We start from the raw sequence: 13,056 nt of genomic DNA, 5'->3' as shown, positions 1-13,056 counted from the left end.
CTCTATGTCCCTGCGCTTTGCGCTGCTGTTGCTGATGGCCAGCCTGTGTGCTGGTTGTGTCCTGTCGGGTGACTACAACCCGATGAAGACCAGCAAGGGCCGCGACGAAGCGCGTGCCGCCTACGTGCAGCTGGGACTGGGATACTTGCAGCAAGGGATGACCGAGCGCGCCAAGGTGCCGCTGAAGAAGGCGCTGGAGCTGGACGGCTCCGATCCTGATGCCAACGCTGCCCTCGGCCTGGTGTTCCAGGCCGAAATGGAGCCGAAGCTGGCCGACGAACATTTCCGCAAAGCCCTGTCCTCGCGTCCCACCGATGCACGAATCCTCAATAACTACGGCAGTTTTCTCTACGAAGAACAGCGTTACAAGGAAGCCTACGAGCGTTTTGAGCAGGCAGCCGCCGATACCCTGTATCCTGAGCGTTCGCGAGTCTTCGAGAACCTCGGCATGACCGCCTCGAAACTCGGTCAGCGGGATCTGGCACAGCAGCAACTGGAAAAAGCCCTGCGGCTGAACCGTCAACAACCGCGCGCTTTGCTGGAAATGGCTGAGTTGTCCTTCGAAGACAGGCATTATGTGCCCGCGCGTGACTATTACGACCGTTTCAGCCTGCTAACCGAGCAAAATGCACGTAGTCTATTGCTCGGCGTTCGGCTGGCAAAAGTGTTTGAAGATCGCGACAAGGCCGCCAGTTATGGCCTGCAATTAAAACGACTCTATCCCGGTACGCCGGAATATCAGCAATACCTGTCGGAGCAATGATGAAAGCGGCGCATCCCGAAGTTGTAGCAGCGACTCGCGTTAATCCCGGTGAGACTTTGCGCCAGGCCCGCGAAAGCAATGGCTGGTCGCTGGCCGAAGTGGCCCTCAAGCTCAACCTCACCGTGACTTCCCTGAGCAATCTTGAAGCTGGCGCTTTCGACAAGCTGCCGGGGCATACCTTCGCTCGCGGTTACATTCGCGCTTATGCCAAATTGCTCGGGATGGATCAGACTGTTCTGGTTCAGCAATTCGACCAGTCCACCGGCACCGACTCACAGGGCAGCAACGTGCATGCGCTGGGTCGTATCGAAGAGCCGGTGCGGGTTTCACACACTATTTTGCGTATTGTCAGCCTGCTGTTGCTGGTCGCGGTCATCGGCGGCGGTTTCGTCTGGTGGCAGGATCAGACCTCGCAGCGCAGCAAGGACGTGACCAGCCTGGCCCCGGAGCACGTTGAAGTCGAAGGCGCCGACGGCACCACACAGATTCACCCGATCGACGAGCCGGAAGACCAGGCCGTTGCCGAAGGTCAGGCCGAAGGCGCAACCGCGCTGGCCCTGCCGCAATCGGAAACCACCGCTGAATCGACCGGTGCCGAGCCGGTTGCTCCGGCCACCGCACCCGCCGCCCCGGCTGCGACCACGCCGGCGGCACCGGTTCATACACCGGCCCCGGCTGTGGCGGCTCCGGCGACTCCGGCACCGAATGCCCCGGCCACACCAGCGCCGACGGTCACCGCACCAGTGGTCGCGGCTACCCCTGCGCCGACCGCAGAAGCAGCTGTCCCAGCGGCTGGCGACGGCCAGGTGCAACTGCAGTTCACCGCCGATTGCTGGGCACAGGTCACCGATGGTCGCGGCAAAGTGCTGTTCAGCGGTCTGAAACATAAAGGCGACAGCGTTTCGGTTTCCGGCAAACCGCCACTGGCGGTGCGCCTGGGTGTGGCTCGCGCCGCACAGGTCAGCTACAACGGCCAACCGGTCGATATCGCTCCGTTCACCAGTGGCGAGACTGCTCGCCTGAAGTTGGGTCAATAAGTCATGCACGGCGAATCTCCAATCAAACGTCGCGTTTCGCGCAAGATCTGGGTCGGTAACGTACCTGTTGGCGGCGATGCGCCCATCGCTGTGCAGAGCATGACCAACAGCGACACCAATGATGTGGCTGCCACCGTCGCCCAGATCAATCGTCTGGAAGCCGCCGGCGTCGACATCGTCCGTGTTTCGGTACCGGACATGGACGCCGCCGAGGCGTTCGGCAGGATCAAGCAACTGGTCAAGGTGCCGCTGGTTGCCGACATCCACTTCGACTACAAGATCGCTCTGCGCGTCGCCGAACTGGGTGTGGACTGTCTGCGCATCAACCCGGGCAACATCGGTCGTGAAGACCGGGTGCGTGCCGTGGTCGATGCCGCCCGTGACCGCGGGATTCCGATCCGTATCGGCGTCAACGCCGGTTCCCTGGAAAAAGACCTGCAGAAGAAATACGGCGAACCGACCCCGGCTGCACTGGTCGAGTCCGCGCTGCGTCACGTCGAGCACCTCGAACGCCTGAATTTCCAGGACTTCAAGGTCAGCGTGAAAGCCTCCGACGTGTTCATGGCCGTCGAAGCCTACCGTCTGCTGGCGAAAGAAATCGTCCAGCCGCTGCACCTGGGCATCACCGAAGCCGGTGGATTGCGTTCGGGCACAGTGAAATCCGCCGTGGGCCTAGGTATGCTGCTCGCCGAGGGGATTGGCGATACTATCCGCATCTCGCTGGCGGCCGATCCGGTCGAGGAAGTGAAGGTCGGTTACGACATTCTCAAGTCTTTGCATCTGCGTTCCCGTGGCATCAACTTCATCGCCTGCCCGAGCTGCTCGCGGCAGAACTTCGATGTGGTCAAGACCATGAACGAGCTGGAAGGGCGCCTTGAAGACCTGCTGGTGCCGCTGGATGTCGCGGTGATCGGTTGCGTGGTCAACGGCCCCGGCGAAGCCAAGGAAGCCCATATCGGCTTGACCGGCGGCACGCCAAACCTGATTTACATCGACGGCAAGCCGTCGCAGAAACTGACGAATGACAATCTGGTGGACGAGCTGGAAAAGCTGATCCGCGAGAAAGCGGCCGAGAAGGTCGAAGCTGACGCAGCGGTCATCGCGCGCGGCTGAGCCTGACTGAAAGCCGAATGAATTTAAGGATTTAAAGTGAGCAAGTCTCTGCAAGCCATTCGTGGCATGAACGACATCCTGCCCGAACAGACCCCGCTGTGGCGTTATTTCGAGGGCACTGTCGCGCGTCTGCTGGATAACTACGGTTACAAGCAGATCCGCATGCCAATCGTCGAATTCACCGAGCTGTTCAAACGCTCGATCGGTGAAGTGACCGACATCGTCGAAAAAGAGATGTACACCTTCGAAGACCGCAACGGCGACTCCCTGACCCTGCGTCCGGAAGGCACCGCGGCGTGCGTGCGTGCAGTGCTCGAGCACGGCATCACCGGCGGTGGCCAGGTGCAGAAACTCTGGTACATCGGCCCGATGTTCCGCCACGAGCGTCCGCAGAAAGGCCGTTATCGCCAGTTCCACCAGATCGGTCTGGAGGTGTTCAACCTCGACGGTCCGGACATCGACGCCGAACTGATCATCATGACCTGGCGCCTGTGGGGCGAGCTGGGTATCCGTGATGCGGTCAAGCTCGAACTCAACAGCCTGGGCACCAGCGAGTCCCGTGGTCGCTATCGTGAAGCGCTGGTCGAGTACCTCTCGGCGCACCACGACAAGCTCGACGAAGACAGCCAGCGTCGCCTGAAAACCAACCCGCTGCGCGTGCTCGACACCAAAAATGCCGACACTCAGGCGGTATTGGTCGATGCGCCGAAGATGGCCGACTACCTGGACGACGACTCCCGTGCGCACTTCGAAGGTCTGAAGGCGCGTCTGGACGCGGTCGGCATCCCGTACGTGCTCAACCCGAAACTGGTGCGCGGCCTCGATTACTACAGCAAAACCGTATTCGAATGGGTCACCGACAAGCTCGGCGCCCAGGGCACTGTCTGCGCGGGCGGTCGTTACGACGGTCTGGTCGAGCAGATGGGCGGCAAGCCGACTACAGGCGTGGGTTTCGCCATGGGCATCGAGCGTCTGGTGTTGATGCTCGAAACCCTGGAGCAGATCCCGGAAGAAATCTCCCGTCAGGTCGACGTTTACCTCTGCGCCTTTGGCGAGGAGGCCGAACTGGCCGGTCTGGCCCTGGCCGAGCGTGTGCGTGACCAGCTTCCAAACCTGCGTCTGCAAGTCAATGCCGGCGCCGGCAGCTTCAAAAGCCAGTTCAAGAAAGCCGACAAGAGCGGTGCGCTGTATGCACTGATCCTGGGTGACGACGAAATGGCCCAGCAAGTGGTAGGTTTCAAACCCCTGCGTGGCCAGGGCGAACAACAAAGCATTGCCTGGGATGCGCTTGCCGCTCACCTGGCCACCTGCGTCGTGCAGGGTTGAAGCTGTCTAAACAGCCGATTTAGCGATTAAGGAGTATTGGGGTGTCGAGTACCGAAGACGAACAGTTGGCGGATTTGAAGGACTGGTGGACACGCAACGGCAAACCTCTGGTCACCGGCGGCCTGTTGGCGCTGGTCATCGTGTTCGGCTGGCAGGCTTTTCACAAGTATCAGAGCAACCAGTCGCAAGGCGCCTCGGTGCTCTATCAGCAACTGCTGGAAACCACGCTGACCCCGGACGGCAAGCCTGACGCTGCCCGCGTTGCGGATCTGGCCGGCAAGCTCAACAGCGAATTCGGCGGCACCGCGTACGCGCAGTACGGCAGCCTGTTCGTGGCCAAAGTAGCGGTCGACAGCGGTAAGCTGGACGACGCTGCGACTGAACTCAAAGCCATCGTTGCCAAACCGGCCAACCCGGCGCTGGGCGAAATCGCCCGTCAGCGTCTGGCGCAGGTGCTGGGTGCGCAGAACAAGGCCGATGAAGCCCTGAAGCTGCTCGACGGCGATGCCGACAAGGCGTTCCTGGCCACTCGCGAAGAACTCAAGGGTGATCTGCTGGTTCAGCTGGGTCGTACCGACGAGGCGAACACCGCGTATCAAAAAGCCAAGGCGGCACTGTCGGATGAAGCGGCAGTCGGTGGCCTTCAAATCAAGCTCGACGACCTGGCCAAAGGGGATGCGTGACGTGATCCGTTGGAAGCATGCAGCATTGCTGGCTCTGGCCATTCTGGCCGCGGGTTGCAGCAGCAACAGCAAAAAAGAACTGCCACCGGCCGAGCTGACCGACTTCAAAGAAGAAGTGGTTCTGCAAAAGCAGTGGAGCCGTTCGATCGGTGACGGTCAGGGCGAAACCTACAACATGCTGGTGCCGGCGATCGATGGTGACACCATCTACGCGGCCGATGTGACCGGCGTGCTGATGGCCATGGATCGCAGCAATGGCGACGTGAAGTGGAAAAAGGATCTTGAACTGCCTGTCTCCGGCGCCGTTGGCGTAGGTTACGGCCTGGTCACGATCGGTACCCTTAAGGGTGAAATCGTTGCCCTCGACGCCATCAACGGCGAAGAGAAGTGGCGCGCCCGGGTTTCCAGCGAAGTCCTCGCGCCACCGGCCAACAACGGTGACGTCGTAGTGGTACAGACTCAGGACGATCGTCTGATCGGTCTGGACGCGGCTACCGGCGACCGTCGCTGGACCTACGACAGCACCCCTGCGGTACTGACCCTGCGCGGCACCAGCGCCCCCGTGGTGACCAACCGCCTCGCGGTGGCTGGCCTGTCGACCGGTAAAGTGGTCGCCCTGGACATTTCCAACGGCGTGCCGGTCTGGGAACAACGGGTCGCGATTCCAACCGGTCGTTCGGAACTGGAGCGCGTGGTCGACATCGACGGCGGTCTGCTGCTGTCCGGTGAAACGCTGTACGTCGCCAGCTATCAGGGCCGCGTCGCGGCACTCGATCTGCAAAGCGGTCGCCAGCTGTGGCAGCGCGATGCATCGAGCTATGCCGGTGTTGCCCAGGGTTTCGGCAACGTCTACGTGAGTCTGTCTTCGGGCACCGTTGAAGGCGTTGACGAGCGTTCGACCACTGCACTGTGGAGCAACGACTCGCTGGCTCGCCGCCAGCTGTCGGCGCCGGAAGTGTTCTCCAGCTACGTAGCCGTTGGTGACATGGAAGGTTACCTGCACCTGTTGAGCCAGGTGGACGGTCGTTTTGTGGGTCGTGAGCGTATCGACAGTGACGGCCTGCGTGCCCGTCCGCTGGTGGTGGGCAATACGATCTATGTGTATGGCAACAGCGGCAAACTGGAAGCCCTGACCATCAAGTAACAACTATGCTTGGGGTTAACGCCCCAGGCAGCTTCATTTGTGGGAGCGGGCTTGCTCGCGAAGGCTTCAACGAAGACGCGTACAGCCTGATTAAACGCGGTGCTGATACGGTTTTTCGCGAGCAAGCCCGCTCCCACAGTGTTGCCCCGAGCACCAGCCGCTGCCTCGCAGCGGCTTTTGTATTTTCTGAAATAACGAAGTGGAGAGCCGCATGGTTCCCGTAATCGCCCTGGTGGGCCGACCGAACGTCGGCAAATCCACCTTGTTCAACCGCCTGACCAGGACTCGCGACGCCATCGTCGGCGACTTGTCCGGTCTGACCCGTGATCGCCAGTACGGTGAGGCCAAGTGGCAAGGGCGTTCCTACATTCTGATCGACACCGGCGGTATCTCCGGTGACGAACACGGTATGGACGAAAAAATGGCCGAGCAGTCGCTGCTGGCCATTGAAGAAGCGGATGTTGTGCTGTTCCTGGTAGATGCCAAGGCCGGTTTCACCGCCGCCGACCAGATGATCGCCGAACACTTGCGCAAGCGTAACAAGCGTTCCCACGTGGTTGCCAACAAGGTCGACAACATCGACCCGGAAATGGCCCGCGCTGAATTTGCCCCGCTGGGCATGGGCCACGCGATCCCGATCGCCGGTGCTCACGGCCGTGGTATCACTCAACTGCTGGAAGCGGCACTGAGCGATTTCCCGCGTGATGATGACGAACCGGCGGAAGGCGAAGAGGAAGAGATCGTTGCCGAAGGCGAGGAAGCCAAGCGCATTCCTGGCCCGAGCGAAAAAGACGGGATCAAGATCGCCATCATCGGCCGTCCGAACGTCGGCAAGTCGACCCTGGTCAACCGCATGCTCGGTGAAGACCGGGTCATCGTCTACGACCAGCCCGGCACCACCCGCGACAGTATCTACATCCCGTTCGAGCGTAACGACGAGAAGTACACGCTGATCGACACCGCCGGTGTGCGCAAGCGCGGCAAGATCCACGAAGAAGTCGAAAAATTCTCCGTGGTCAAAACCCTGCAGGCGATCAAAGACGCCAACGTGGTGATCTTCGTGATGGACGCCCGCGAAGGCGTGGTCGATCACGACCTCAACCTGCTGGGCTTTGCCCTCGAAGCCGGTCGTGCGCTGGTGATCGCAATCAACAAATGGGACGGCATGACCCCGAGCGAGCGCGACTTTGTGAAGGTCGAGCTGCAACGTCGGCTGTTCTTCGTCGACTTCGCCGACATTCACTTCATCTCGGCGCTGCACGGCACTGGCGTGGGCAACCTCTACGCCTCGGTGCAGAACTCGTTCAAGTCTGCGGTTACCCGCTGGCCGACCAGCCGCCTGACGCAGATTCTCGAAGACGCGGTCAGCGAGCACCAGCCGCCGATGGTCAACAGCCGCCGGATCAAGCTGCGTTACGCCCACCTGGGTGGCGCGAACCCGCCGATCATCGTGATCCACGGTAACCAGATCGAGAAAGTGCCGAAGTCGTATGTGCGCTATCTGGAGAACACTTACCGCCGTGTGCTGAAGCTGGTCGGTACGCCGATCCGCATCGAGTTCAAAGGTGGCGAGAACCCGTACGAAGGCAACAAGAACACGCTGACCGACCGCCAGGTCAACAAGAAGCGTCGCTTGATGTCGCACAACAAGAAAGCCAGCAAGAAACGCCGCGACAAGAAGTGATCAGGTTGTAGGAATGCTCAACCGCTTCTGTAGGAGCTGGCGAAGCCTGCGATCTTTTGACTTTGCTTTGAAAGCAAGATCAAAAGATCGCAGCCTGCGGCAGCTCCTACAGGGTTCGGCGATAAAGAGGGTGCTCAGTTGGGCGCCCTTTTTTTATGGGCGCCGGATGGGCTATTCTCGGGCTCTCCCGCGCCGCCGTCAGAGCCGGGTGTAGAGCAGGGAACCCCTCGATGATCACCAGTAAGCTGCCGAATGTCGGCATCACTATTTTCACGCAGATGTCTCAGCTCGCGGCGCAGACCGGAGCGATCAACCTGTCCCAGGGTTTTCCTGACTTCGACGGCCCGCAGTCCCTGCGTGACGCGGTCGGTCGGCATATCGCCAGCGGCCACAATCAATACTCACCGATGACCGGCCTGCCGGCGCTGCGCGAGCAAATCGCGGCGAAAATCGCGCGCAGCTATGGCGTGAAAGTCGATGCCGACAGCGAAGTGACCGTAACGCCGGGCGCGACCCAGGCGATCTTCTGTGCGATTCAGGCGGTTATCCACAGCGGTGACGAAGTCATCGTGTTCGACCCGTGCTACGACAGCTATGAACCGGCGACGCAGTTGGCGGGCGGCCGCTGCGTGCATGTGCAACTGAACCCGCACGATTTCTCCATCGATTTCGACAAGCTCGCCGCGGCCCTCAGCCCGCGCACGAAAATGATCGTCATCAACACACCGCACAACCCGAGCGGTGCACTGATCAGCCGTGCCGAACTGGATCAACTGGCGGAGTTGATCCGTGGTCGCGACATCTATCTGATCAGCGACGAGGTGTACGAACACTTGGTGTTCGACGGCGTGCCGCATGTCAGTGTGTTGGCTCACGAAGAGCTGTATCAGCGCGCCTTCGTGGTCAGCTCGTTCGGCAAGACCTACCACGTCACCGGCTGGAAAACCGGTTACGTGGTTGCACCGCCGGCGCTGACCGCCGAGCTGCGCAAAGTGCACCAGTACGTCAGTTTCTGCGGTGTCACGCCGCTGCAATATGCCCTGGCCGATTACATGGCCGAGCACCCGGAACACGTCGAAGAGCTTCCGGGTTTCTATCAGGCCAAGCGCGACCTGTTCTGCGATTTGCTGGCGCCGTCGCGCTTTACCTTCACCCGCGTCACCGGCACGTATTTCCAGTTGGTCGACTACTCGCAGATCCGCCCTGACTTGAACGACGTCGACATGGCGATCTGGATGACTCGCGAACACGGCGTGGCGAGCATTCCGGTGTCGGTGTTCTACCAGAATCCACCCGAAGGCCAGCGCCTGGTGCGCCTGTGCTTCGCCAAACGCGAGGAGACGCTGCGCGAAGCAGCGGCAAAACTATGCGTGATCTGAGTGCATTGCCCGATCTCAATCTGGCGCTGATCCAGACCAGCCTGGCCTGGCATGATCGTCAGGCCAACCTCGAGCACTTCGAGGTGCTGCTGGAGCAGGCCCGAAGCGCCGACCTGATCATCCTGCCGGAGATGTTCACTACTGGCTTCTCCATGGAGTCGGAAACCCTCGCCGAAGCCGAGCATGGCCCGACCAGCAAGTGGATGAAGGCGCAGGCCGTGAAACTGAATGCGGTGATCACCGGCAGCGTGATCATTCAGGCGGCGGACGGCAGCCATCGCAATCGCCTGCTGTGGGCACGCCCGGACGGCGAAGTCTGGCATTACGACAAGCGCCACCTGTTCCGCATGGCCGGTGAGCACAACCACTACACCCCCGGCGAGCGCCAGGTGCAGTTCGAACTCAAGGGCTGGCGCATTCGGCCGCTGATTTGCTACGACTTGCGCTTCCCGGTGTGGAGTCGCGACGCGCAGGACACCGATCTGCTGCTGTACACCGCCAACTGGCCGGGTGCGCGGCGTCTGCACTGGAACCGCTTGTTGCCGGCGCGGGCGATTGAAAACCTGTGCTACGTGGCGGCAGTGAACCGGATCGGCACCGACGGCAAGGGCTTTGCCTATACCGGCGACAGTCAGGTGCTGGATTTCCAGGGCGAGACATTGCTGGCGGCGGGGGAGGCCGACGGCGTGTTCAAGGTTGTGCTGGAGGCCGCGTCATTGGCGGCGTATCGGGAGCGCTTTCCGGCCAATCTGGATGCAGATACCTTCGAGTTCACCTGATACTCGCAGCGCCTGTCAGGACGCCTTCGCGAGCAGGCTCGCTCCCACAGGGAAATGCATTCCAAATGTGGGAGCGAGCCTGCTCGCGAAGGGGCCATAAAAGTCAGTAAAAAAGCATCAGGCAAAAAAAAGGCCCCGGAACTTACATTTCGGGGCTTTTTGCATGTCAGCGAAGGCTTAAGCCGCTTTCGCCTCAGGCTGGCTCAACGAACGATTCAGCGCACTGAACAGCGCCTTGAAGCTGGCGGTAGTGATGTTTTCATCGATACCCACGCCGTGCACCGCACGCTCGCCATTCACGCGCAGCTCGATGTACGCGGCGGCCTTGGCGTTGGTGCCCGCGCCGATCGCGTGTTCGTTGTAGTCCATGATCTCCACCGGAATCGGCAGGCCGGCCACCAGGGCTTCCAGCGCACCGTTGCCCTTGCCGCGCCAGTGCAGGTTGGTTTCGCCCTGACCCTTGCTCGCCACTTCCACTTCGACGGCGCTGTTGCCGTTTTCTTCCTGCAGGCGATGGCTGACCAGCGCGTACGGGGTGTTGGCTTGCAGGTATTCGCTGATCAACAACGAGTGGATCTGCTTGGCGGTCATTTCCAGGCCGAGGCGATCGGTTTCACGCTGCACCACCTGGCTGAACTCGATCTGCATGCGACGCGGCAGGCTGATGCCGTATTCCTGCTCCAGCAAGTAGGCGATACCGCCCTTGCCCGACTGGCTGTTCACACGAATCACCGCCTCGTAGCTGCGGCCAATGTCGGCCGGGTCGATCGGCAAGTACGGGACTTCCCACAGGGTGTCCGGTTTCTGCTGGGCGAAGCCCTTGCGGATCGCGTCCTGGTGCGAGCCGGAGAATGCGGTGTGGACCAGGTCGCCGACGTACGGGTGACGCGGGTGCACCTGAATCTGGTTGCACTCTTCTACGACTTTGCGCACGCCGTCGATGTCGGAGAAGTCCAGCTCAGGGTCGACGCCCTGGGTGTACATGTTCAGTGCCACAGTGACGAGGTCAACGTTACCGGTACGCTCGCCGTTGCCGAACAGGCAGCCTTCGACGCGATCCGCGCCGGCCATCAGGCCCAGCTCGGTAGCGGCGACGCCGGTGCCACGGTCGTTGTGGGTGTGCAGGCTGATGATCACGCTGTCACGACGGTTGATGTTGCGGCCGAACCATTCGATCTGGTCGGCGTAGACGTTCGGCGTTGCGCATTCGACGGTGGCCGGCAGGTTGAGGATCATCTTGTGCTCAGGCGTCGGATTCCAGACCTCGATCACCGCGTCACAGACTTCCTTGGCAAACTCCAGCTCGGTGGCGCTGAAGGTTTCCGGGGAGTATTCGAAAGTCCACTCGGTGTCCGGCTGCATCGCCGCGTACTTGACGAACAGCTTGGCGGCGTTGACCGCGATGGCCTTGATGCCGTCCTTGTCCTGGTTGAAGACGATGCGACGGAAAGACGGCGAGGTGGCGTTGTACAGGTGAACGATGGCTTTCTTCGCCCCGCGCAGGGATTCGAAGGTGCGCTCGATCAAGTCTTCACGGCCCTGGGTCAGCACCTGAATGGTGGTGTCGTCCGGGATGTGGCCTTCTTCGATCAGGGTACGCACGAAGTCGAAGTCGGTTTGCGAAGCGGCCGGGAACGAGGCTTCGATTTCCTTCACGCCGACTTGCACGAGGGTTTTCCAGAAGCGCAGCTTCTTCACCGCGTCCATCGGCTCGATCAGCGACTGGTTGCCGTCCCGCAGGTCGGAGCTGCACCAGATCGGCGCGGCGTCGATGGTTTTCGACGGCCAGGTGCGATCCGGCAGATTGATGACGGGGAACGCGCGGTATTTCGAAGACGGGTCTTTGAGCATGCTCATCGGGAAATTCCTTATTGTCTGGGCCGAAAAGAGGCGGCCTGCCGGTGGAACGAATGTTCGGGGAACAGCGTGGGACGAGGCGCAGCGATTCAGCCCGGCAGTCGTGCGCTGACGAGGCACAGGCTGCGGTGCTGGCGAAGCTGAATAAGGGTGTGAGAGGTTTTCATGCCTTCAACCCTAACCGCGAGGGGAGAGGATGGCAAGCAGTCGAAAAAAATTGAGAGGAATACTCGAAAAGCGCGGATTTGCGCGATTTTATTGTGCTTCAGGCGGATGATCTTATTGATGTTTGCGCGGGGTTGGATTGGGGCGCAATTGAAACTGGTGGGGTGTCAGCGGTGTTTGCAGTGTGGGATGGGTCGTCTTCGCGAGCAGGCTCGCTCCCACATTGGATGTGTGTCGCTCAAAGATCCTTTGTGGGAGGGGGCTTGCTCCCGAAGGGGCCGGTAGCCTCAATCAGGAATTACGGTTGGAACGCACCAATGAAAATCGCCGGATCCACCCGCGCATCGTTCAAGCTGATGTTCCAGTGCATGTGCGGCCCGGTCGCCCGGCCGGTCGAGCCGACCTTGCCCACCACCGCGCCACGGGCCAGTTGATCGCCGACCTTCACGTCGATTTTCGACATGTGGCAGAACATGCTGATAAAGCCCTGTCCGTGATCGACAAACACCGTGTTGCCGTTGAAGAAGTAGTTGCCGGTCAGAATCACTTTGCCCGCCGCCGGAGTCTTGATCGGCGTGCCGGCCGGCACCGCAAAGTCGAGGCCGGCATGGGGGTTGCGCTCTTCACCATTGAAGAAGCGGCGCACACCGAACTTGCTCGACAATGGTCCGTTGACCGGTTTGTCCAGCAGCAGGTTGCTCGGGGTATTCGGACTGAAGCTGCGGTAGGCCTTGATCTGCTCGGCCAGTTCACCCTCGATGCGCTTGAGGTTGGCCGGGTTCGGATTGACCTGCTGAGTGTTCTTCAGGGTGATGTGCTGTTCCGGGTATTTCTTGTTGCCAACCGTGAACGGCAGATTGCGCCCACCGCTGCTGATCTGCTGGCTGCCGGGTTTGACCGTCAGCGGCACGCCGACAATCGCAAGCCAGTTGTTCTGTTCTTTCACCACCAGCACCGGTTTGCCCTGATAGGTGGCTTTTGGTGCCTGCGCGGCGCTGCCCAGATCGACCACCGCGACGCCGCCCGGCACCGGTTTGTTCAGCAAACGGGTGATGTAGCTGTCGGCGTGGGCGTTGAAGGAGGTCAGGCACAGCAACAATAACGGAGCAAAAAAACGCGGCATGGA

At 60.8% G+C, this 13,056-nt stretch carries 11 protein-coding genes; 9 read left to right on the top strand and 2 right to left on the bottom strand.

The window, feature by feature from the left end; all coding sequences use genetic code 11:
* Nucleotides 1–4 precede the first annotated feature (4 nt).
* The 9 genes from pilW (at nucleotide 5) to CRO59_RS01730 (ending at nucleotide 9,908) form a co-directional block, all read left to right on the top strand.
* Nucleotides 5–763 carry a type IV pilus biogenesis/stability protein PilW gene (gene pilW / locus CRO59_RS01770; protein WP_007964430.1) on the top strand — a complete coding sequence of 253 codons (759 nt, stop codon included), beginning with the start codon at nucleotides 5–7 and terminating at the stop codon, nucleotides 761–763.
* Complete coding sequence (locus CRO59_RS01765) at nucleotides 763–1,800, top strand: RodZ family helix-turn-helix domain-containing protein (RefSeq protein WP_097086136.1); 1,038 nt, start codon at nucleotides 763–765, stop codon at nucleotides 1,798–1,800. The genes pilW and CRO59_RS01765 overlap by 1 nt, the downstream gene beginning before the upstream one ends.
* Before the next feature lie 3 nt (nucleotides 1,801–1,803).
* Nucleotides 1,804–2,913, top strand: a complete 1,110-nt coding sequence (ispG, locus tag CRO59_RS01760; RefSeq protein WP_007964434.1) for a flavodoxin-dependent (E)-4-hydroxy-3-methylbut-2-enyl-diphosphate synthase — start codon at nucleotides 1,804–1,806, stop codon at nucleotides 2,911–2,913.
* A 36-nt stretch (nucleotides 2,914–2,949) separates the two neighbouring features.
* A complete protein-coding gene (gene hisS / locus CRO59_RS01755) occupies nucleotides 2,950–4,239 on the top strand; it encodes a histidine--tRNA ligase (RefSeq protein ID WP_097086134.1) in 1,290 nt (429 codons plus the stop codon).
* Nucleotides 4,240–4,280: 41 nt separating this feature from the next.
* A complete protein-coding gene (locus CRO59_RS01750) occupies nucleotides 4,281–4,922 on the top strand; it encodes a tetratricopeptide repeat protein (protein WP_007964436.1) in 642 nt (213 codons plus the stop codon).
* Nucleotides 4,915–6,066: an outer membrane protein assembly factor BamB gene (gene bamB / locus CRO59_RS01745; protein ID WP_095136893.1), complete on the top strand. Its 1,152-nt coding sequence runs from the start codon at nucleotides 4,915–4,917 to the stop codon at nucleotides 6,064–6,066. Before CRO59_RS01750 ends, bamB begins: the two co-directional genes overlap by 8 nt.
* 211 nt (nucleotides 6,067–6,277) lie before the next feature.
* The gene (der, locus tag CRO59_RS01740) at nucleotides 6,278–7,750 is read left to right on the top strand and encodes a ribosome biogenesis GTPase Der (RefSeq protein WP_027612132.1); all 1,473 of its coding nucleotides are present in this window, start codon (nucleotides 6,278–6,280) and stop codon (nucleotides 7,748–7,750) included.
* A 230-nt stretch (nucleotides 7,751–7,980) separates the two neighbouring features.
* Nucleotides 7,981–9,129 carry a pyridoxal phosphate-dependent aminotransferase gene (locus CRO59_RS01735; RefSeq protein WP_027612131.1) on the top strand — a complete coding sequence of 383 codons (1,149 nt, stop codon included), beginning with the start codon at nucleotides 7,981–7,983 and terminating at the stop codon, nucleotides 9,127–9,129.
* Nucleotides 9,117–9,908 carry an amidohydrolase gene (locus tag CRO59_RS01730; protein ID WP_097086133.1) on the top strand — a complete coding sequence of 264 codons (792 nt, stop codon included), beginning with the start codon at nucleotides 9,117–9,119 and terminating at the stop codon, nucleotides 9,906–9,908. Before CRO59_RS01735 ends, CRO59_RS01730 begins: the two co-directional genes overlap by 13 nt.
* 177 nt (nucleotides 9,909–10,085) lie before the next feature.
* Here the strand turns inward: CRO59_RS01730 and leuA are convergent, their stop codons facing one another.
* Both leuA and CRO59_RS01710 read right to left on the bottom strand, forming a co-directional pair.
* On the bottom strand, nucleotides 10,086–11,765 hold the full coding sequence (leuA, locus tag CRO59_RS01725) for a 2-isopropylmalate synthase (protein WP_027612129.1): 1,680 nt from the start codon (nucleotides 11,763–11,765) through the stop codon (nucleotides 10,086–10,088).
* Between the two features lie 463 nt (nucleotides 11,766–12,228).
* Complete coding sequence (locus CRO59_RS01710) at nucleotides 12,229–13,053, bottom strand: peptidoglycan DD-metalloendopeptidase family protein (protein ID WP_027612128.1); 825 nt, start codon at nucleotides 13,051–13,053, stop codon at nucleotides 12,229–12,231.
* Between the last annotated feature and the right edge of the window lie 3 nt (nucleotides 13,054–13,056).

The sequence above is a fragment of the Pseudomonas sp. LAMO17WK12:I5 genome (genome assembly GCF_900215165.1).
GTDB classification, from domain to species: Bacteria; Pseudomonadota; Gammaproteobacteria; order Pseudomonadales; family Pseudomonadaceae; genus Aquipseudomonas; species Aquipseudomonas putida_A.
The sequence above is the reverse complement of the archived record's forward strand: the minus strand, read 5'-3'. Positions and strand labels throughout refer to the sequence as shown.